We start from the raw sequence: 20235 nt of genomic DNA on the forward strand, positions 1-20235 counted from the left end.
AGTTGATAAGCCATACAATTCGGGTTGGTACTAAGTCAAATATGAATATTAGGTGACTTTACAAATAACACAGACCTTTGGATTAAACACAAAAACCTATCTTTTCTTACATATTGTTATTTTCTGTAGCAACACGTAAAGAGTAAGCAATTAATTTTTTGAGTCTGTCTTTTATCTGATTGAGTAAAGCTCACCGTAACAGTCACGTCAGAGTCAAGTGCGTCTTCGCGTACCAGCTAGAAAACCTGTTGTAATGAAAAGCTTTAGTTATTGATTAAAAAATAGTATTCTAAAGTGTCATATTTTGAAAACTATGGTAACTAAAATAGTAAAGACAAGCTTTAACAATGAGAAAAGAACGTGAAACTATATTTCTTAATGCCTTAGAAGAAAATCAGGAGAAACTATTCAGAATTTGCTCGATTTATTCAAAAGACCATGAGGACGCTAAAGACCTTTTTCAAGAGGTTTTGGTTCATGTTTGGAGGTCGATGGCTACCTTTAAAGGTAATTCATCTCTTAGTACATGGATGTTCAGAATAGCCTTAAACGTTTGCCTTCGTTTTAAATCCAAACACACTAAAAACCAAAATAGATTTATTAGACTAGATAGTATAACTATTGAAAATTTTAGTTCGGAAGAAAGGATCGGAGGCGAGAATGAAAAATTAATTAGTCTAAGAAAATGTGTAAAAAAATTGAGTGAAGGTGATAAGGCGATTGTTGCGCTTTACCTGGAAGGATTAGCCTATAGGGAAATTTCTAGTATTCTAGGCCTGTCCGAAAATAACATAGCCGTAAAGGTTAAGCGAATAAAATCAAAATTATTGAACTGTATAAATGAAATATTATGATAGAAGATGAATTAATTAGTATCTGGCAATCGTCTAGCAATCAGGAACGTTTAAAATTTGAAAAATCTAAATTGATGCTAGAATTACAATCAAGTTTAGGACGCTTACACCGTTGGTGGAAGTATATAGAACGGGTAAATATTATTTCTGCGTTGATAACTATTCTGGCATTTATGTTCATTGTTTATTGGGCTCCTTATATTTCTATGAAAATTGCTTCGGTACTCGTCATAGTGTGGTCAATATATGTGGGAATTCGAATGTCCGGAGTAAAAAAACTCAAGCCAAGTGATCTTGAAGAAAATTACCTGCAATACTTAGAAAAGACCAAAGTCTACCTTCTAGCCCAAAAGAAAATGCTTGAAACTTCGTTGAATTGGTCTATTTTGACTATTTACCTCATAGTTCCTTTGTTTTTTGTTGGTATTTGGGAGAAACCTTTAGCACGATATATAGGGGTCGGAGCATTTTTGGCTTTGGTCGGAGTAGGAATTTATGAATACTATTTGAGCAAAAGAAGAGTAAAAAATGAAATTATACCAAGAATTAATAGAATTGATGAATTGATTGAAAGTTTAGAAGAATAATTCAAACATATGATTCTAGTCATTGAAACATAATATTTGAATATTAAAACTGTAATTTCAGATTACAGTTTTATTTAGTTAGTTTTTTGAGTTTTTCTAGAGCGTCTGTATTGCCATCTATCTCAATAGCTTTTTTGTAATACTCAACAGTGGCTTTCTTCTTTTTCTCTTTGAAGTAAAAATCTCCCATCGCCACATAGCTTCTAGATTGGTCTGGATAAAAGTGAAGATTTACATCAAGATAAGCTTTTGCTTTTTCAGGTAGCTTATGTACATCTAAAATAAAGAATGCTACCTCATTTACAAATTCCCATTCTGGTTTCATATCACGTTTAAAATGTGTACTCAAGGTTTTAAAATGAGTATAGTAAGGTTCTGTAAGTTCTTTTGCGCTATATCCTTTAGGGGTATTGAAAAGCCATCTTGCTTTAAATTTATACCAACTAAATAAGTTTTTTATGCCAGAATACATTGAAGGAATGATCAGACTCCTGTGATCATCATCGGGATAATACTCCCAAGTAGTATCAAGGTGTTGTTTGTTTTCTACCAAGATATCGTGAAAATTAAGATTGGCTCTTAAATGTTCGGTATGTCTATCATTCATCCTTCTTACTCTTACGGTATCTACCGAAGTGCTATTTGCGACAGCAACGTGAAGTGATTTGTTTTGATAGTTATTTTTTTGGAGTAGTTCTTCAGATGTATCTACAAATGTTTGATCATCCCAGGAAACGGCTGGATCAATAGCTAGATACTTATCAAAAACACGTGGATGAGATACATAGGTGTTTACTACAAAAAGACCCGCAAGAGAATGTCCTACGATAGTACTCATTTCATCCACAGGATATTTATTTTTAAGATATGGAGCTAGCTCACACTCCATAAAGTCTATAAAATTTTCATACCCTCCTGAATTTTCAAATGGCTCTCCGGGAGAAGCTGGGACAGCAGTAGGAGTAAAATCTCTAATTCTATCTGTATTTGGAATCCCTACAACAATGGTCTGTGGCATATCCCATTTTTCTAGATGGCTTACAATACCTGCAATTGGTGAAAATTGCTCTGGAGCGTCTAAAATATATAATACAGGGTATTTTTCACCTTCTTTACCTTCAACTGGAAGATGCACCCATATCTCTCGATGTTCTTTAAGGGTTTCTGAGTAAATAGAATCTACCGTGGCGATGATAATTTCTTTCTTTCCGTTTTTAGAAAATTGTGCATTGATCTGAAAATGTATGCTTATAATGACAACTACTAGTAGTATGTTTTTCATTTAAAAGTGATTTTATGATGATTATTTGACAGGCTTATCACAATGTAAAAGTACATTCAAAAAACCTTCAAACCGCTAAAAAATATGGGTTTGGTACGAAAAGTTATCTATTAGGGACGAAAATTATAAAGTTAAAATAACCTCTTTATAATTTTTAGAAACAACTACTTCCATTTGGGTAACATAAATCGTATTTTGATTTTTCCAAGATTTAAAATGAGAAGGATTTATAAAGTGAGAACGATGCACTTGTATTAAAGAAGGAACAGTTTGATGAATTTTTTTTAGAGAAGATCGTATAAGTTTTGAACTCAAAGCATTATTATCTAAAAAGAAAATCTCAACATAGTTTTGCGAACTCGAGACAGATATTAAATCTGATGGATATAGTTTGAGTATGTCTAACTTATTATCACCTTTTATAGTGAGCATGGTTTCTTTAGGAGGAATGAGTTTTACAACATATATTCTAGCGAGTATTAGGATAGGAATTAAGACAATAGAGGTCTTTGCCATTAAAAATGAGAAGTAAGAAAAGTTGTAAGCAGAGTTTACAAAATCGCTTTTAGAGTATGCATACAATACAATGGTAAAAAACAGACAGTAACATACTATGGTTATAATCTCAAAAGTTATATTCCATCTTAAAATCTTTTGATACAACTTATTTTGTATGACAGCTACAATAGCATAACATAAGAAGCTAAACATACCAAACCCAATACTTATAGGAACCCATTCATAATCTAATATAGCATCGTCAAAGGGTCTAATAAAAAAACCAAAACAAAAAATCCAAAAACCTATAAATAGCCCAACAAATAGGTGATGTTTTATGGATGGATTAAGTTTATTCATTTATTAATAGTATTTGGTTTTTCAAATTAAATTTTGTTTTAACTCTCTGTCACAATAAATTATAGCCATTGTTGTGTTTAGTGTTTTTTTATTGAGAATTTTTAAAAGTGTCCTCAAAATATTTTGTCCATTTTCCGTCAACTAATTGTTCTCCATATTCTCGAAAACCGCCGTCTAATGTTCTATTGAAAATAAATCGATTTTTTTCATTACTCCACACTATTAATTGTCCATTTTTATACTCTGCAGGATATCTAGAAACCCCTCTTTTAGAAAAAGCATAATAGTAGTATTTATTGTCTTTTTCATCATAATAAATTATTGTGTGCAACTGCAATAATTCGGTGTTCAACTCAATAACCAAAATGCTCTTGTCTATGTCATAGGTGATTTTTTGGTATGCCGAACCTTGTTTGGAAACCATACCTTTTTCATAAACTTTCGACGTTCCAATCCATTCACCAACCATAAAGTTTAATAATTCCATTTTCTCTTGTTTTTCATTTTGGCTAAAAACAGAATTAGTTAGTAAAAGAAAGGCAATGAGATAATAGTATTTAGTAATTATTCTATAGTTCATATTTGTTAGTTTAATATTAAGCACAACTGTATTGTATATGAAATGGCGATTCTTTAAAAACACAAATCTTTCATCTGTGATTGCTTTTTTATAGTATGGAAGAACTCAAAGATAGCCAAATATTGAGCATTTTTTATATATTCTGTTGTGCTTAGTTTTTCAATTTAATACTGTGTCTATATAAACATGTTGGAATAAGAGTAGAAGCTAATCATTTTCTTAACACATAATGATAATAAACCATCTTACCATTACTCAATTCCTTATGGATGTTCGAACCCTTTACTCCTGCAAAATCATTCAGCGGCTTTTTTAACCAACCCTTTACCATATTTTGAAAGAATTCTAACTTGAATTCATGAAATGCATCCATTGCATTGACCACTTCCTTCGAGATCAATTCCTTTTTGAGTACTTCAAATCCTGCATCATTGAAAGTCTTATCAAGTTCTTCAATTTTTTCTGAGGGACGTAGATCTGCAAACAAAAAATACCCGCCAGGACGAAGCACTCTGTTTACTTGCTCCACAAACTTTTTCATGGACCCATAGCAATGTGACGATTCGACATTCACAATCACATCTACACTTTCATTCCCCAACGATAAGTTTTCTGCATCACCATGAATAAAGGTTAATCCTTCCACCGAATGATGTTTGTTACAGAATTTGATTGCGTTTTTAGAGTAATCAATTCCAATCATCGTCTTTGGTTTAAGATATCGTTTGATGTACGACGAACCTCCCCCACGTCCACTACCAACTTCTAATACGTCTTTATCAACAAGGTCTATAGCTGTTGCCACATGGTGGTATAGCTGAATCATATACCGGTCACGTTCTTCTTCCTCTTTCAGTGAGATTCCAATAGGTTCATTGCAAGATTCGTATCCGTAGTTCATATAAGTCCACTCCTCTGTTGGATACTTCTTTGACAGATACTCATATAGTTTTTTCCAGACCGTTCGCTTCAGTTGTGGAGAAATTTTAAGAAAGAAAGCAAAAATATTGGTTAGCATAGGTTAGCAATATATTGAAAATGGAACGTACTAAGTTAGAAATATTTTATATCAAAGTAGCTACAAAAAAGGTTATTCATCATGTTAGATTAAGTACAACGTTTTGTTACTAATCCATTTTATTTATATGTGCAAGTGCAATTCCTATTACAATCCCAGGGATAATTAGAGCCATTATATTCCAAACGCCCATTGCTAATAAAACTATCTGATTCAAAGCAACAAATCCAGTGTACATATATGCTGCCCATTTTTTCATTTTCCAAAGTCCAAGCATACAAACTAATCCGATTACTGCTGATAGACCCAAGTAAGGTGGGTACCAACTACCTACTTGTCCAGCAATGTCAGAAAAAATCATTGGGATAGTAAAAGCCGCTCCAATAAAACCAAGTACACAAATTACTGTAATTGCAGTTGGTCTTTTTTTGTTATTTCCAGCTTCGTTCGTTTGATCTAAAATTTCTTGTTGTCCCATATTTTCTGTCTTTTTATAGATTAATAGTTTGTGTTGAATTACTGCCAACGTTAAATATATGGCAAGTTGGGCAGAAAATAAGCGATTACTTTCAGTTTAACCACAAGCCAAAACTTTTTATCTTGTTTTATTTTTTCATTTTTAAAACCAAATCAAAAGATTTGGTTTTAAAAATAGACAACAACCTTTCGATTAAGCGCTAATTGCTCTATTTACTATATATAGTTTTGTCTACTTTTTTATGTTGATGAGTCCGTCCAAGTAATCATTTTCCACTGTCCGTCAATTTTTTCGAATTCAAAATTATTATGAATTCCATTGTCTATTCCACGGAGTTCGATTCTCGCTTTAGAACCGTCTAAAATGACTTTTTGAGTGTATTTGTCATATTCTCTAGTTTCAAAAGATTTGTCGTAAGTCAGATCCATTTTTTCATAATCCTTAAGCTCTATTATTCTAGGCTCAACATCTGACATCTCTCCATTCATTTCCATTATTTTTAAAGGGAAATCTATTCGACTTATTTGAAAAGTAGAATCTTTATTGAAAAACTTAAAGAAGGTTTTAAATTCAGAGTCTACATTACTAGGGATTTCTATTTTTTCCTTAATCTTTTCAACAACTTCAGGTTTCAGTTCCGATTCAGATTCAGGTTCAGATTTTACTTCTTGTTTGCAGCTAACTATAGTTAAAACTATTAATAAGTATGTTGTAATGATAATATTTTCATTTGATCTAATTGTAGATAACATGTTTGTATAAGATTAGTTATGTGTTTAAGCAACTAAATTAGCAAATACAAACCGAATAGAAAATCCATGAGAATTTTCGTAAATAGGCTTACACTAGCAATGAATTATACATGTTGTTAGCAAACGTTACTTAATTCTTGTTTTAGTGTCTAAAGTACTACCAATATGCGATATATGACCATAAAGGAAAAAACACCAGAATTAAAAGTAAAATTGAGAGCGCAATACCAAATAATCCAATCTTATTTCCGATTCTATAGGACTTAATTCCTAGAATAGAGCCAAGCAATGAAATTCCAATAGCGATGCTTCTATCTATCCATTTATTCATAACGACACTTGGAACAACACCGCCATCAGCTTCAAATTTTGCAGCAACCTCAATATAAACTTGAGAGAACTGATAATTAATCCAAACGATAAAGCAAATTCCGATTAATGCAAGAATAACTGATCCAATTCCGTATTTCATTTTCAATGTTTGTTAAAGGTTGTTACCGAACGTTTTCTATTCCAACTTTTATCTTTTCAATCCAATTCTTGTCATTTGATTAAACAATAATCGCCCTATTTGCTATATATAGTGTTGTAGCACGTTAATTTTTATTCTTATACAGTTCAGTGCTTTTAAGAATTTCTTTCCTCCAGCCTCCGTTTGATCATCAATAAAACCTTTCAATTCAGGGTAATTTTCCGAAATCCAGCTTAAAAGTTCGTTTCTATTTTTTCCCCAAGTCTCTTCGTCAAAATTCAGGTACTCCGTTTCTATTGTAGTGATTTTTTCATTTTCAAACTTCAGAATCTCATTTGTCAAAAAAGGCTTTTGCATAAAAAAAAGAATTCTATTGTCAATTTTTGAAACCTTCGCTTTGACAATTCCGTTTTCCAAATTCATTTCGAGCACTTTATAAGTTGGTTCAAAAACTGAATCCCATTTTAGCCATTTCTCCATATAATCATTTTTCGAATACCTCACTTCATATTTGTATTTCGGTATTTTGGTTATAAGGCTGTCGCTTAATAAATCTTTCATTTCGGAACTATTCGATTTGTCAAGTGCCACAAAATATTTTTCAGCAACTTCAAGTTTGTCATTTGTCTTTTCAGAGTTTTTACAACTAGTAAATCCGATTAGAAATGTAAGAAAAATTATTAAAATTCGATTCATTTTGATGTGGTTGGTCATAATGTGCTACAACGTGTTCGTGTATGGTCAGTTGCGTAAAAGTACACGCTTTATTTTCCGCAGTAATATAATAAAAAGTACGCAAAGATCGTCGTCCTAGCCAGCTATAGCAATTAGTTATACACGTTGTTGTGTGCTGTTTGGTTTATCTAGCAAAATTTCCAGTATCAATCCATTCTGCTGATATTATACACCAAAAATCACTTGCGAGTTTTTGTTTTACGTATTCGTATGGAATATATCCATATCCATTATCACCCCAAGCTACTCCCCAAGAATTTCTGATTATTAATGCTCCTTTTTTTCTTTTTTTATCAATAGGGTTTATTATTACCAAATCATCATCGTACCCAACAACCATAACTGCGTGTCCGCCTAGTACAGATTCAGTTTCACCTGGAAAAGGAATTTTTCCATTGTTTGAAGTCTTTGGATCGTCGAGAGAAGTATAGCAAGTAAATCCCATCATGGAAGGAATTCCAATAGCCAATTGGTTTTTAATATTAATGAGAGTTTGATTACCACTTGAACCTAAAGGGTCTAATCTGTAGTATGTAAGTGCTTGGAAGTTTTGACCATATGAATATATAAATGCTGATGGTTCTTTATCGAACTTATCTATTTCATATGGATAACTACTTGATGGAGGCACACCAAATAGAGCTAGTGAGCCCATTGCAGTTCTCAAATATCCACCAGTATCTCCATTCCAATTTAAAATGTTTCGAGTTGTTTTGTAAACAAATAATTCTGACCCATCTATATATTTGTTGAATGCTCTTTTCTGAAAATACTCATACATTCCTACTGCTGCAAACGCTGTACAAGTGCCTATGTTTTCTTGATTTTTGATTGGTGAACACCAGTTTCTATTGTCTACTTTTTTTTCTAATTGTTCTTCTGCGTTATTTGCTATCCCTGTTTTCTTTAAAAGCTCTTTTACAGATTTGGTTGGATCTGGTTTTAAGGGGTTTCTTAGGATAGTTGAAGTATTTGGGTCGTAGTCTCGAATATCTGGATAGTCTTTTATCCATCCTAGATTTTTTTTAGATTGTTTCATTATTTTAAAGGTTAAAATGATAAAACAATATTAGTATCAAGTTTCGTTAGTTTCAATACTCGATAGCAGGTATATTTTAGTTTAAAATGACCAAGGATAAAATTGCACACAACGTTTAGCTATTCGTAGTGCGGTAGCAAAAAATCACTGGTTTTCGAACTATCACTTAGCCAAAGTTTATGTTTTATATTTATTTTTTCTAAAATACTAAGTTTAAATCTTTGATGACAAACCAAATAGACAAAAACCTCTCGATCTAGCACTTATTAGCTATGTTTTATACACGTTGTTTCCAGTAGTGTATTTATATTTCTGGTATTAACAACACTAAAAAATCAATTACAAGAGATACAATTTCTCCTTCTTTGCCAATTCCCCAATATGATGGATACATTCCGTCTCCGTATCCTGAATGAAACATAGTAATATTTAATTCCGAGTTGGGAAGTTGAAAGTTTATCCAATCTCCATAATCAGTTGGATCATTTTGGTCCTTTGCATTTTTCTTAAATTCTGCAGCAAAAAAATCGTCATAAATATTTCCTTTGGGATTAGCTTTAATAAAATCTGTTTCAAATTTTTGATATTCTTTTCCAGATTGGAAGTCATAAAATCCGCCTAATCCAGCATCAACAGGAAATCCGAAATAGTCGGCTTCGTCTGTCAATTCGTTAATGTCATCTTCTGTTCGCAAAGCCATAACCCATTTTTCGGCTTTCTTGTCACTAAATTCAAGTTTTGCGACAGCATATCTATCTCCAGATTCTTTTGTTTTGGCTACATAAATTTTGATTGGATATTTACCTGGTTTAACTGTTTTTGTTAAAGGTTTTGTTTCGGAATAAACTAACGGGTCGCAAACCACAATTTGTCCGCTTGGAACATTTAACATTCCAATTTCAAGTAATTCAATTAGGGTTTCCTCAACTTCTTTATTGTCAAAAATCAGATTATAATCAGCGTGTGAAAGTACTTCAGTTTTCTTTTCATTTTTTTTCTTAAACAGTCCAAACATTTCTTTTTCTTTTTGCGATTCAGGTTTTTCGTTTGATAAATTACAAGACAAAAAGTTTAGAATTATTCCGAATATTAATAGCTTTCTCAATGTCTCTCAAATTACTGGTAACGTTTCGTCTGTGAGTAGTAATGGATTTCTGCTCACTAACTTTTCAGTTTTGCACTGACCTTTGTTATATGTTTATATTTTGTGTTATCACTTAAATCACTATTACTTATGCACATTGTTAGCTGCTAGCATTTTTAATATCTGATTAGGATAATCTATAGTTACTCATCTATGAAATAATCCCAAGCTGCTTTAGAAATATCAGATATTATTTTCTCGTTAGTTTCAAAATCTTCTACTGATTCAGTGACAAAAACGCTTATAGTAAAGTATTCTCCATTAGGTAGAAAAACAATTCCGATATTATTTACTGCGGCAGTTATACCTGTTTCTTTATGTTTTCCCGACCAGCCAGTTTTATGCGCAACTATAGTCTCTTTAGGCAATTGTCCCCTTAGTCTGTTTTTCCCTGTTTTGGTTCCTTTCATTATATTCCATATGAAATCATAGCTTTTTTTGGAAAGTAAACCATTTTTGTTTTCATAAAATGTTGCCAGTATCTTGTTAGCTTCTTTTGGTATTGTCCAATTTAGAAATTGTGAATCCCAATTATTTTGCATGGTTTCTTCATTTATCTTAACAGCAAAATCCTTAAAACCGAGACTCGAAAAATGATTTTCAACAACCTGTGGCTCTCCAAGAAGTTTTAACAAAACATCACAACCAACATTATCACTTAAAGCAACAGTATACTTTATGATTTCCGCTATAGTAAGTTTGCCACCTTCTGGATACTTTCTTCGAATTGGACTCCATAGTCCTGGTAACAACTCACTTTTCTTAATGTCTATTTTTTGGTTTAGAGAAAGGTTGCCTTTATCTATTTCAGATAAAATTGTCAATGCAATTGGAAATTTGAATACGCTTTGCATTGGAAAGTGTCTTTGACCATTGATACTTAGAGTATCTTTAACCTTAATACCATTAATTGCGACTCCAACAATTGCTTTTTTAGTATTTATAATACTGTCAATTTTCTGTCTTAATGTTTCAATTTCTTGAGAATATCCTTTTGAGAAAGTTATTAAAAAGATTAAGAATATAATGGGCGTTTTTTTAAACATAATTTTTATTTTGCCTGCTGGTAACGTGTTCGTATATAGAAATTTGCGTGTTTGTGTATGAGTAGTATCGAATTTTTTGCCACTACTTTTCGTAGAGTAATTTACAAAATAAAAAAGAATAGCGATTTGAATTAAAGCTCAAGTCGCTATTGCTTATACACGTTGTTGCGAGTAGTTTTTACTTCAATTTTTCTAATAAAAGTTCAGCAACTAATTCGGAAGATGCAGGATTTTGCCCAGTTATTAATAAACCATCTTCAACAGCATAAGGGTTCCAATCTGCTTTTTTAGAGTAAATTCCACCATTACTTTTTAACATGTCTTCTACTAAAAATGGAACAACAGAAGTTAGTTGAACAGCTTCTTCTTCTCCGTTTGTAAATCCAGTTACTTTTTTCCCATTAACCAAAGATGTCCCATTTGTATTTTTTGTGTGTTTAAAAATAGCAGGAGCGTGGCAAACGGCTGCAACAGGTTTATTGTTTTTATAAAAATCTTCTATTAAGGCAATTGAATTTTTATCTTCAGCTAAATCCCATAATGGTCCGTGTCCTCCTGGATAAAATACAGCTTCATAATCTACTTGATTTACAGTTTCCAACTTTATTGTTTTAGACAATACTTCTTGCGTTTCTGTATCTTTATTAAATCTTATTGTTGCTGGAGTTTGGAAATCTGGTTCATTACTTTTTGGGTCAATTGGAGGTTGTCCTCCTTTTGGAGATGCTAAAGTAATTTCAATTCCTTTATCTTTTAATAAGTAATAAGGTGCTGCAAATTCTTCAATCCAAAAACCGGTTTTGAGTCTAGTGTCTCCTAAATCTTCGTGGCTTGTTAATACAAATAATACTTTTTTCATTGTTTTGCTTTTTTCTGTGTCAGTACTTAATTTTTGTCCATTAGAATTAGTTTCTTTTGTGTTATTACCACAAGAAGAAAATAAAGCTAAAGCGATTACAATTGTTGTCATTCTTTTCATTTGAGAATGTTTGTATTTTAAAGGGACAAAATTATCGTCAAATTAAGTATTGAAAATTGATGTATGGTAATAAAATCAATTATGAGATATTTCTTTTCTAATTCTACTTAAGCTTTCTGTAGTAATTCCTAGATAAGAAGCTATATGGTAATTTTTTACAGTCTGTTCAATATTTGGGTAAGTGCTTATAAAAGAAACGTATCTTTCTTTAGCTGATTGAGCTAAACCTGCTAATATTCTGTTTTGAAAGCTAGCAAAAGCTCTTTCCATTTTTTTTCTAAAAAAAGTTTCTAATTGTGGAATCTCTACAAATAAATCGTCCATACTTTTTTTGGAAATTCTATACAAAGTTGCTTCCTGAATAGTCTCAATATGCATAATTGCTTTGGATGCTGTGAAGAATGCTGTATAATCACTTATCCACCAATCATTAATAGCGAATTGCAAAGTATGTTCTTTACCAGATTTGTCAATAAAGTAAGTCCTTAAGCATCCATTGTAAACATAATATTGACTGATAACTTTATCGTCTGCTTTTAATATTGTTGCACCTTTTTTTAAATTGAGTTTTTCAAGTTTATTTTCAATAAGATTTTCTTCTTTTTTTGAAAAAGAGATGTCTTTAAAAATTTCTGATATTATTGAGTTTTCGATGTTCATTTAAATTACTCACAACGTTTAATATATGTGTCGTAGCAAGGCAAAATGTTACCTTGCTTTTCGATTTATTTTGCGCATTGGTTGCTAACTTTTACTTTTGGCAAGCATTGCGCCTAACCAAAAATACAACAACCATTCAATTCATCACTTAGTTGCTATGAGCACATATATGTTGTTGTAGCTAGTTATTTTTGTTTATATGGATAATTTTCGGGTCATTTCCATCTTTATCTCGCTTAGAACGTCCAAATAATCCGATTGTAATATCGTCTGGAGAGCTGGTATTTAATTCGTCAGGATGAACATAAGTGTACATTCCATATCCGTGTCCTGAAACAACCCAACCTTTCGTTTGATTAAGAGATATTACATTAAAATCACCGGCAGGTCCGCCAGCGTTAACTGGTCCAAATTCTTTCATTAACTCAATTGCTTTGACTTCGGTATTTTTAACTTTATTAGTGTCATCAAAAATAATGTAAGTCCCATTTTCAAATAATACCCAATCTTCAAATTTAGGATTTATAGCAAGCCTAACATTATCAAGTAATGATTTGGGTTCGTTTTCAGAGATATCCATTTCTATTTTCAGGTTTTCGGTTTGTTTTTTATTCTTTCCGCAACCAATAACAAGGCAGGATATTAATATTAAATTTAAAATTCTAGATATCATTTTCAATTAGCTACCATTTTTGTATAAGGTTAGTTGCGTGTTTTAAGAAACTGATTTACTAAATAAAATACGAACCAAGAAAGTTCGTTTGGACTTTCGTAAATAAGTAATTTGCTAGCAATTAATTTTATACGGTGTTGGCTACAGTTTTTTATCAGCCATAATTTTATATTCATATCTATTTCCGAATAACCAACTCCATTTCCTTCTGTAATATGGATCTTTCATCTTGATTATCCGTTTTCCTTTCTCCGTAATTGGATAAACCCTTTTTCCTTCTATTTCAAATATCCGAGTATTCAATATTTTTGGTGTTTTCGCAATACTATCTCTTATACTCATACTTGTTGGTTTCCACATCCAAATATAAAAATCAAAAATCAGTTTGTTTTTTTCTATTTTATATCCTCCATATTCACTCCAACTTAAATCATATTCATTAGTCCATTTGAAAGTTTTGTCAGGATACATTTCAAAAGACTCTAAAAGAAAAGTTTCTCTTAAATGTCCTTTTAATTTAATAGTATCTTGTCCATAAAAATCTCCATAGTTTAAAATTAAAATCAGAGTTAAAATGTTTAGTATGTTTTTCGGTTTTTTCAAATTGTTGCCAACGGTTTTGTATATGAAAAGTAGCAGATTTGTATGCGACTATTTTCAGTTTAAAACAAAGATAGCAGAAAAGAAATAAACTATAAATTTGGCTCTTAACTGCTATTTTTCATATCCGGTGTTGGCAACAGTAATTATTTATTCGCTATATAATTTCCGGGTGTAAATCCAAAAGTTTTCATCAACCTATTCCAAGTATTACTTTGAGATATTGCCAATGTTAAAAAACATATTTCTTCTTTAGAAAAGAAACTCAATAATGAATTATATATATCATCTGGTATTGGTTTGCGTTCTAATTTGGTAAGTGCATCTGTAAAATATAGTGTTGCCCTTTCTTTATCTGAAAAGTAAGGTGTTTCTTCCCAAACACATAAAGAGGATAGTCGTAGATCAGATTCATCTAAATGCTTTAGCTCTTTGTGATGCATATCCACACAATAGGCACAGCCATTTCTTTGAGCAGTCCTTAATCTGATTATTTCTATTAGTTTTCTATCCAAAGAAGAATTAATAATTGAGTCTTCAATAATTCTTAAATTTTCGAACATTCCATTTGGGATGTCTTGATATGTAATTCGTTCCATAATTATAATGTTTTAATTAATTTATGAAACAAATTTACGGTGTGTCTGTCTTATAAAAATTAAGATGTCTTAAGAAGTGAAATGCATTTAGTTTTTTCTCAATTCACCTAAATAATCAGGTGTGATTTCTAAATAGGAGGCTATGGATATATTGAGGAACTCTTTGGGTAAAATTAGACCATTTTGCATATACATCTAAACCTTTAGGTTTGAGAACTATTTACACTATTTTTTATATATGTTGTTGTAATACATTATTCTCCAGTATGGTTTTTTCGATCAATTCATTTTGCCTCTTGCTTTGAACGTGTTTTGAATCTTCAATTAGTTTTGCACTTTTCAAAATTGGGAATATCTTTTTCGCTCTTTTAATCATTTTATTTCCAGGAAAAAGTATGTCATTTTTTCCAGCAAATAATGTTATGGGAATTTTTATTGAATTAGATTTTATCTCATTTATTACAGGTGCAGGTGTAAAATCCATTTTGAAATGTAAGAATACTTTTGATAAGTATTTGACTGCAAATTCGTCACATTCGGTAAAAACTTCAGATAAAAATTTTTCAACATATTTTACTTTCTCCGTTTTTTTTTGTCGGTAACGATTCCGAAAAACCAAATTCCCCTCCAATGACCCAGTTGAAATGAATTAATCCGAGTCCAATTAATATTATGTTTATTAAGATTGATAAAATCATAATTTTCAGTTTGTTGATTTTTAATTGGTGCTAATGTTTATGTATATGGATCGTATCGTAAAAATATACCTTAATATCTATTAGTCACTTACCTAGTTGTGAGGTGAATAAATTTTGTCACACGTTTTTATTTTCCAACTTGATTGATAAATTCATCTAATTCCAGTTGGTTTATCTCTCCTGCGATTGTGTGTAAACTTCCGAGATATTTCATTCCTAAATAATCTGCGGTTTCAGAAAACGGAAGCCAAAAAATATGACCTAAATTATTTCCTACTGAACAACTAATTGCAGCCATGTTTTTCCCACGTAATTTTCGCCCAAGGTCTTTTTCAATTTCTAATAAATCAGTTATTCTGTCAAAAAATACTTTCATAATTCCGCTCATTGAATACCAATAAACAGGTGTTGCAAAAATCAGAGTATCATATTTATCAATAATTTTTCGCATTAGCATGAGGTAATCATCATTTTCATAATTATGCTTATAATCGTAAAATCCGATATTATAATCGTTCAAGTCTATCAAATCCCAGTTTGATTTTTTTATCAGTTCATTCGTCAGAGCTTTAGTATCTCCATCATTTCTTGAACTTCCTGTAATTATGATATTTTTCATTAAGCGTTTCGTTTTTCCTCAAATGTGTGGCAACGGTCTAGTATAATAATAGTTGCCGATTTTTATGCACTAACTTTTCGGTTTAATACAGACCTTTTTTATATTTACTTACTTTCGTTTTAGCGATTAAACCGCTATTATTTTTATACATCTTCCTTCACGCCATTATAAATTCGTATAACTCTTCTTTTAGATTTTCACTATTCATTTTGTGAGATATTTTTTCTGCTTTTGATTTATATGATTCTTTAGTAACTAAATCTATTAATAAAGGTTCTATTGTCTTTATTGAAAGTTTTCCAATTGAGGGTCCTTTGGGTCCTGCACCAATACTTTTAATCATAGAGTTCCAACCAAATTGGTCAATTATATGCGGAATAATAAGTGTGGCACAACCATTTTTTAGTCCCATATGTGTTGTTCCCGATCCTCCGTGATGAATAACTCCATAAGTTCTTTTAAAAATCCACTCGTAAGGAATAGAAGTCACAAAATGAAATAGTTCGTTATTGGCAAACTCGCTCAATTTTATAATTCCACCTGATGCTGTATTTATAACTGTTGGTATTTGTAATTTATTCAGCGTTTTTAATAGCAAACGAGAGGTTTTTTCAGGGTTTGGATTCACCATACTACCAAATGACAAAAAAACAACTCTTTTATTGTTTGCTAAAAAGGCAATAAGTTCTTTTTCAGGTTTCCAGTCCACTTTTTTGTCCTGCTTGTGATAACCTAATATTTGAACATTGGAAGGCCAATCTTTTGGATTTAAAAATAGTGTGGGAGAAATTGTGAATATTAAATTTTCTGCAAATAATGCTTTTTTAATTTTTCTTTTGCTTAAAGAAATTTTTTCGGGAATATTATTGGAGGCATCTTTAATCATTTTTACTAAACCAAAAATTGCCAACCGATAAGTTAATCGGTTAATTAGTTTGCCGTAATTTCCATTGAAACCGATATGGGCATTACCTTCGACATAATGTATAACGTAAGGTACTGGACTAATCATTACGGATTTCATTGAATTTTCAATACTCCAAATCAACGGATAGTTACATTTTGAATTATAGATAATTCTATAAGGTTTTTCTTTTTCTATAATTTCATATTGTTGCTTTACAAGAAGTTTATTGACATATTTACCTTTTTTGTATAAATTATATAAAGCTTTGATTTTTGAATTCAGTCTCATTTTTCCGCCCATCATTATTTTTCCATCTTCACTTTCTATCAGTTCTATGAATTTTGGGCTTAACGGAAAAAATTTAAATTCATTTGAAACTAATTTTGAATGCTGTTCTGGAAAGGAAAATATTATTTCGTGACCCTTTTTATACAGTAGCTGTCCAATCGCTAAAAAAGGTTCTATATCACCACGTGTTCCTATAGAAATTAGAAGTATTTTCATATTGTCTAATTGTTTTTTCGCATGAGTTACAGCGTATTTGTATATTGTTTGTTGCGTAGTTAAGTAAGGAATTTAGCAAATAAAAACCGAATAGAAAATCCACAAGGATTTTCATAACTAGGCTAGCACTAGCAATAAATTATATACGGTGTTACTACACGTTTTTTTTCTATTTTATTATTAATTTTTTAAAGCCTTTAGTGATGTATGTTTTCGTTTCTCCCAAAGAGTCTGAATAAACCAAATAAGCATCTATTTTCTCTAATTCAGACAGCAACTTTTTTGATTTCTCAATTCCCATAGCCATAAATGCAGTTGCATAACCATCAGCTTTGGCACAAGTGTTTGCAATTACATACGAACTTAAAACATCACTTTGTTCTGCTTTTCCGTTTAGTGGATTTATTGTATGAACATATCTTTTCTTAGTGATAGAATCAATTCTATATTTTCTGAAATTTCCAGAACCAGCTATTGATTTGTTTATTAGTTTTAATCTAGCTCTGACTGTTCTATTATTAATTTTAGATTCAATACTTTCAATTCCAATTGTCCAATTATCATTATAATTTAAGTTTTTTCCAATTACTCTAATTTCCCCACCAAGTTCTACTCTTAGATTCTCAATACCTTCATTTGCAATTGATTCAACAATTTTATCTATTGTATAGCCTTTTGCAATTGAATTAAAGTCAAGATAAATTTTAGGATTTTCTTTAACAATTTTACCATTGTCTAATAGCTTAACTTTATTGAAACCAACATAATTCATCATAGAATCTAATTTATAATCAGTAATTAACTTAAGAGGTTAAGTATCTCCAAATCCATATGCATTTCTTAATGTTCCAACAGTTGGGTCAAAAAATCCTTTTGATTTTGTATATAAATCTTTTGAAAGTTTAAATACTTCTTGAAAAAGAATATCTGTATTGATATTTGAATTTCCTTCGTTGATTTAGGATATATCACTATTAGGTATATAAGTGCTCAAAGATTTATTCATTGAATAAATGACAGAGTCAATCCCTTTTTTGATTTTCGGATTATCATTACTACTATAATATTCTATTTTGTAAGAAGTTCCGATGGCTAATCCTTGTAGGACAATTGATTTTTGCTTATTTGTTTCACATCCTAAAAGAATTGTAGTAAGTATAAAAAGTGAAAATAATTTTAAAATATTCATTCTGTTTTAGGTTTTGTCAAATGTGTGGTAACTAATGTATATGATGCACTCTTTCAAAATGGCATTAGATACTTGTTGGTAGTAACTCATATTCTATACTTCAAGTTTGTGTTAATTTATGAGACAAATAGCTTTTAGTGTGCTATGTATCTTTTACCGTGTTGTGTTTTCGTTTTTTGTCTTTACGTAGAATTATCCAAGTTAAAATTGAAAAAAATAACGTCAATAGAGCAAAAAATTTCTCAAAATAGGTTTTAGCAAAAATATTTCCGACAGTATTCAATACAAATAAGACAAAGAAAATCCATAAAGTAATATTCACAATTTTCATTGATATAAACTCTCTTAAATACTTTCCTTTGATCAAAAGGATCGAAAATAAAAACAGATTGATTATGATTGAAATAGTTTCAAAAACATACATATCAGAATCATTTTTCAATCTTCCTCCCCAAGAAATTTCATAGGGAACTATTTTTATCATAATACATAAGTGAAAAAGTATTACCGCTACCAATAGATAGAGCATAATTTTAATTGCAGATTTTGGATTCAATTTTTGTGTTATTTAAAAATAAATTATACTCTGTCGTACATAATATCCTGTCCGTATTAACTAATTAACTCCATAATCATCTTTCGTCCCTGCATATCTACTTCTTGTCTAATTATTTGTCTATTATTAATATCAATATAAAATGTCATAATGGCTTTATTGTCCGAAATGTCATCAGTCACTTTCACTATCCATACACCTCTATCTCCATTTCCAGGCAATTTACCTTTTTTAACATTTTTAATAAAGGCTTTTATTACTCCTGTTTTAGCACTCGGGTTATAATCAAAAATTGAAATAGTTTTGTGGTATTCGTTATTTAAAGGCAGCCACCTAATCAATTGCGGATAGATATTGCTATCGAAATAACTACCAGATGTAGTTTCTGCTATTTCGCTTTTAGTATTTGTCTTTTTGTCAAAATAATAACCAGTTACTTTTTTATCAAAATTAAGTACCATATCCCTTTGTTGATTATATGAAGAATGGTAAATAGGTTTAAGATTATTTATATGAGCAAGAGTTGTGTCAACCCATTTTGTTTGTGCTTGATTCATTTTAACAGAGGTTATTATTAAAACGTTATTTTTAATTCTTTTTATCTCTGTTTTAATTTTTCCTATTTCTATTTTTGAAGTGTCTATTTCCATAAACCATGTCATTTCATAATTCTCATTTTTGATTAATTTTGAATCAAAAGAATTGTTTACTGGTGTGATCGTAGAATCTTGTGCAAATGAACTCAAAGAGATAAATACTAAAAGGACTACTAAAAGAATATTTTTCATAAATTATTATTTTTTGTGTTAGATACGATTGGAATAAGAATAAAATTCATCTATAATTTACATTGTTTGAACCTTTATATTTATCAATCTAAAAGGACTTATTATTTAGATTTTGCATATTCTGGTAAAGGTCCCCAAGTCTTAATTCCTATTTTTTTTAAAGTATCTTCAGAATCCCAGTATTCATTATAACGAATAATCTTACCATCAGATAGACGTACTTTAAAAAAAGCAACGAATGGCCAATCTACAGTTATATTGTTTTCTCGCCAAGTAAATTTTAAACGAGAATGTATAGCAAAACAATCTTCACCATGTAAATAAGGACCCTCAACATAGTTGCACCCCAAGCTGTGGTTTCAGATAATAAATGAACATAATAGGATTCAATCGTATTTTTACCTTTTAATAAAGGATATCGTGGATCATAGAAAGTGGCATCTTTAGAAAACAAGTTAGTAAGTTGTTCGACATCTTCTTTATGAAAGCCTGAAATCCAAGTTTCGATAACCTGTTTTGAAATTTTTTGTATCATCATATTTTATTTTAATTGTTTAAAACGAAGCAAATGTTTGAATTTCACATTCTCGTATCATTGAAATTTTCTGCTTGTATTGC

25 protein-coding genes and 1 pseudogene are annotated in these 20235 nt (G+C 30.7%); 2 read left to right on the forward strand and 24 right to left on the reverse strand.

The features are described from left to right. Positions 1-347: 347 nt before the first annotated feature. Positions 348-854 (forward strand): RNA polymerase sigma factor, encoded by a 507-nt coding sequence (locus Z054_RS0107670; protein ID WP_024769496.1) that lies wholly within the window; start codon positions 348-350, stop codon positions 852-854. Then, on the forward strand, positions 851-1441 hold the full coding sequence (locus Z054_RS0107675) for a hypothetical protein (protein WP_024769497.1): 591 nt from the start codon (positions 851-853) through the stop codon (positions 1439-1441). Before Z054_RS0107670 ends, Z054_RS0107675 begins: the two co-directional genes overlap by 4 nt. A gap of 70 nt (positions 1442-1511) precedes the next feature. On the opposite strand, the gene Z054_RS0107680 is transcribed toward Z054_RS0107675, so the two are convergent. From Z054_RS0107680 to Z054_RS32675, 24 genes and pseudogenes are all read right to left on the reverse strand, one after another. Beyond that, positions 1512-2723, reverse strand: a complete 1212-nt coding sequence (locus Z054_RS0107680) for an alpha/beta hydrolase-fold protein (RefSeq protein ID WP_024769498.1) — start codon at positions 2721-2723, stop codon at positions 1512-1514. A gap of 123 nt (positions 2724-2846) precedes the next feature. Then, positions 2847-3581 (reverse strand): LytTR family DNA-binding domain-containing protein, encoded by a 735-nt coding sequence (locus tag Z054_RS0107685; protein ID WP_024769499.1) that lies wholly within the window; start codon positions 3579-3581, stop codon positions 2847-2849. 88 nt (positions 3582-3669) lie between these two features. Next, the gene (locus Z054_RS0107690) at positions 3670-4161 is read right to left on the reverse strand and encodes a hypothetical protein (RefSeq protein ID WP_024769500.1); all 492 of its coding nucleotides are present in this window, start codon (positions 4159-4161) and stop codon (positions 3670-3672) included. Between the two features lie 211 nt (positions 4162-4372). Beyond that, positions 4373-5179 carry a class I SAM-dependent methyltransferase gene (locus tag Z054_RS0107695; protein ID WP_024769501.1) on the reverse strand — a complete coding sequence of 269 codons (807 nt, stop codon included), beginning with the start codon at positions 5177-5179 and terminating at the stop codon, positions 4373-4375. Between the two features lie 109 nt (positions 5180-5288). Beyond that, complete coding sequence (locus Z054_RS0107700) at positions 5289-5657, reverse strand: hypothetical protein (protein ID WP_035091036.1); 369 nt, start codon at positions 5655-5657, stop codon at positions 5289-5291. Positions 5658-5896: 239 nt separating this feature from the next. Next, positions 5897-6409 carry a DUF4348 domain-containing protein gene (locus Z054_RS0107705; protein WP_024769503.1) on the reverse strand — a complete coding sequence of 171 codons (513 nt, stop codon included), beginning with the start codon at positions 6407-6409 and terminating at the stop codon, positions 5897-5899. Positions 6410-6566: 157 nt separating this feature from the next. Further along, positions 6567-6881, reverse strand: coding sequence for a hypothetical protein (locus Z054_RS0107710; RefSeq protein WP_024769504.1), 315 nt, complete (start codon positions 6879-6881; stop codon positions 6567-6569). A gap of 102 nt (positions 6882-6983) precedes the next feature. Continuing rightward, complete coding sequence (locus Z054_RS0107715; protein WP_024769505.1) at positions 6984-7577, reverse strand: hypothetical protein; 594 nt, start codon at positions 7575-7577, stop codon at positions 6984-6986. A gap of 163 nt (positions 7578-7740) precedes the next feature. Further along, a complete protein-coding gene (locus Z054_RS0107720; protein WP_024769506.1) occupies positions 7741-8655 on the reverse strand; it encodes a C1 family peptidase in 915 nt (304 codons plus the stop codon). Between the two features lie 304 nt (positions 8656-8959). Then, the gene (locus tag Z054_RS0107725) at positions 8960-9721 is read right to left on the reverse strand and encodes a DUF4241 domain-containing protein (RefSeq protein WP_024769507.1); all 762 of its coding nucleotides are present in this window, start codon (positions 9719-9721) and stop codon (positions 8960-8962) included. Between the two features lie 221 nt (positions 9722-9942). Beyond that, positions 9943-10845 carry a class A beta-lactamase, subclass A2 gene (gene bla / locus Z054_RS0107730; protein ID WP_024769508.1) on the reverse strand — a complete coding sequence of 301 codons (903 nt, stop codon included), beginning with the start codon at positions 10843-10845 and terminating at the stop codon, positions 9943-9945. Between the two features lie 178 nt (positions 10846-11023). Further along, entirely contained in the window at positions 11024-11824 is an 801-nt protein-coding gene (locus Z054_RS0107735) for a type 1 glutamine amidotransferase domain-containing protein (protein WP_084050167.1), read from the reverse strand. A gap of 75 nt (positions 11825-11899) precedes the next feature. After that, entirely contained in the window at positions 11900-12484 is a 585-nt protein-coding gene (locus Z054_RS0107740; RefSeq protein ID WP_024769510.1) for a Crp/Fnr family transcriptional regulator, read from the reverse strand. Positions 12485-12665: 181 nt separating this feature from the next. After that, positions 12666-13157: a hypothetical protein gene (locus Z054_RS0107745; protein ID WP_051473697.1), complete on the reverse strand. Its 492-nt coding sequence runs from the start codon at positions 13155-13157 to the stop codon at positions 12666-12668. A gap of 141 nt (positions 13158-13298) precedes the next feature. Beyond that, the gene (locus Z054_RS0107750) at positions 13299-13760 is read right to left on the reverse strand and encodes a hypothetical protein (RefSeq protein ID WP_024769512.1); all 462 of its coding nucleotides are present in this window, start codon (positions 13758-13760) and stop codon (positions 13299-13301) included. Between the two features lie 143 nt (positions 13761-13903). Continuing rightward, entirely contained in the window at positions 13904-14356 is a 453-nt protein-coding gene (locus tag Z054_RS0107755; RefSeq protein ID WP_035090995.1) for a carboxymuconolactone decarboxylase family protein, read from the reverse strand. Between the two features lie 232 nt (positions 14357-14588). Continuing rightward, the gene (locus tag Z054_RS30900; RefSeq protein WP_084050170.1) at positions 14589-14840 is read right to left on the reverse strand and encodes a hypothetical protein; all 252 of its coding nucleotides are present in this window, start codon (positions 14838-14840) and stop codon (positions 14589-14591) included. Positions 14841-15181: 341 nt separating this feature from the next. Beyond that, positions 15182-15673: a flavodoxin family protein gene (locus Z054_RS0107765; protein ID WP_024769515.1), complete on the reverse strand. Its 492-nt coding sequence runs from the start codon at positions 15671-15673 to the stop codon at positions 15182-15184. A 157-nt stretch (positions 15674-15830) separates the two neighbouring features. Continuing rightward, on the reverse strand, positions 15831-17084 hold the full coding sequence (locus Z054_RS0107770) for a glycosyltransferase (protein WP_024769516.1): 1254 nt from the start codon (positions 17082-17084) through the stop codon (positions 15831-15833). Positions 17085-17253: 169 nt separating this feature from the next. After that, positions 17254-18042: pseudogene (locus tag Z054_RS29990) on the reverse strand (FAD:protein FMN transferase). Beyond that, complete coding sequence (locus Z054_RS29995) at positions 18043-18273, reverse strand: hypothetical protein (RefSeq protein WP_051473699.1); 231 nt, start codon at positions 18271-18273, stop codon at positions 18043-18045. Between the two features lie 612 nt (positions 18274-18885). Next, the gene (locus tag Z054_RS0107785; protein WP_024769518.1) at positions 18886-19617 is read right to left on the reverse strand and encodes a DUF3108 domain-containing protein; all 732 of its coding nucleotides are present in this window, start codon (positions 19615-19617) and stop codon (positions 18886-18888) included. A gap of 101 nt (positions 19618-19718) precedes the next feature. Next, a complete protein-coding gene (locus tag Z054_RS32105) occupies positions 19719-19967 on the reverse strand; it encodes a nuclear transport factor 2 family protein (RefSeq protein ID WP_024769519.1) in 249 nt (82 codons plus the stop codon). Continuing rightward, positions 19898-20155 (reverse strand): nuclear transport factor 2 family protein, encoded by a 258-nt coding sequence (locus Z054_RS32675; protein ID WP_084050175.1) that lies wholly within the window; start codon positions 20153-20155, stop codon positions 19898-19900. The genes Z054_RS32105 and Z054_RS32675 overlap by 70 nt, the downstream gene beginning before the upstream one ends. Between the last annotated feature and the right edge of the window lie 80 nt (positions 20156-20235).

The organism is Aquimarina macrocephali JAMB N27 (genome assembly GCF_000520995.1).
Classification (GTDB): domain Bacteria; phylum Bacteroidota; class Bacteroidia; order Flavobacteriales; family Flavobacteriaceae; genus Aquimarina; species Aquimarina macrocephali.

Coding starts and splice junctions, on each gene's coding strand:
- Z054_RS0107670 (WP_024769496.1), top strand. CDS start 348: ATGAGAAAAGAACGTGAAACTATATTTCTTAATGCCTTAGAAGAAAAT.
- Z054_RS0107675 (WP_024769497.1), top strand. CDS start 851: ATGATAGAAGATGAATTAATTAGTATCTGGCAATCGTCTAGCAATCAG.
- Z054_RS0107680 (WP_024769498.1), bottom strand. CDS start 2,723: ATGAAAAACATACTACTAGTAGTTGTCATTATAAGCATACATTTTCAG.
- Z054_RS0107685 (WP_024769499.1), bottom strand. CDS start 3,581: ATGAATAAACTTAATCCATCCATAAAACATCACCTATTTGTTGGGCTA.
- Z054_RS0107690 (WP_024769500.1), bottom strand. CDS start 4,161: ATGAACTATAGAATAATTACTAAATACTATTATCTCATTGCCTTTCTT.
- Z054_RS0107695 (WP_024769501.1), bottom strand. CDS start 5,179: ATGCTAACCAATATTTTTGCTTTCTTTCTTAAAATTTCTCCACAACTG.
- Z054_RS0107700 (WP_035091036.1), bottom strand. CDS start 5,657: ATGGGACAACAAGAAATTTTAGATCAAACGAACGAAGCTGGAAATAAC.
- Z054_RS0107705 (WP_024769503.1), bottom strand. CDS start 6,409: ATGTTATCTACAATTAGATCAAATGAAAATATTATCATTACAACATAC.
- Z054_RS0107710 (WP_024769504.1), bottom strand. CDS start 6,881: ATGAAATACGGAATTGGATCAGTTATTCTTGCATTAATCGGAATTTGC.
- Z054_RS0107715 (WP_024769505.1), bottom strand. CDS start 7,577: ATGAATCGAATTTTAATAATTTTTCTTACATTTCTAATCGGATTTACT.
- Z054_RS0107720 (WP_024769506.1), bottom strand. CDS start 8,655: ATGAAACAATCTAAAAAAAATCTAGGATGGATAAAAGACTATCCAGAT.
- bla (WP_024769508.1), bottom strand. CDS start 10,845: ATGTTTAAAAAAACGCCCATTATATTCTTAATCTTTTTAATAACTTTC.
- Z054_RS0107735 (WP_084050167.1), bottom strand. CDS start 11,824: ATGAAAAGAATGACAACAATTGTAATCGCTTTAGCTTTATTTTCTTCT.
- Z054_RS0107740 (WP_024769510.1), bottom strand. CDS start 12,484: ATGAACATCGAAAACTCAATAATATCAGAAATTTTTAAAGACATCTCT.
- Z054_RS0107745 (WP_051473697.1), bottom strand. CDS start 13,157: ATGATATCTAGAATTTTAAATTTAATATTAATATCCTGCCTTGTTATT.
- Z054_RS0107755 (WP_035090995.1), bottom strand. CDS start 14,356: ATGGAACGAATTACATATCAAGACATCCCAAATGGAATGTTCGAAAAT.
- Z054_RS30900 (WP_084050170.1), bottom strand. CDS start 14,840: ATGGATTTTACACCTGCACCTGTAATAAATGAGATAAAATCTAATTCA.
- Z054_RS0107765 (WP_024769515.1), bottom strand. CDS start 15,673: ATGAAAAATATCATAATTACAGGAAGTTCAAGAAATGATGGAGATACT.
- Z054_RS0107770 (WP_024769516.1), bottom strand. CDS start 17,084: ATGAAAATACTTCTAATTTCTATAGGAACACGTGGTGATATAGAACCT.
- Z054_RS29995 (WP_051473699.1), bottom strand. CDS start 18,273: ATGAATATTTTAAAATTATTTTCACTTTTTATACTTACTACAATTCTT.
- Z054_RS0107785 (WP_024769518.1), bottom strand. CDS start 19,617: ATGAAAAATATTCTTTTAGTAGTCCTTTTAGTATTTATCTCTTTGAGT.
- Z054_RS32675 (WP_084050175.1), bottom strand. CDS start 20,155: ATGATGATACAAAAAATTTCAAAACAGGTTATCGAAACTTGGATTTCA.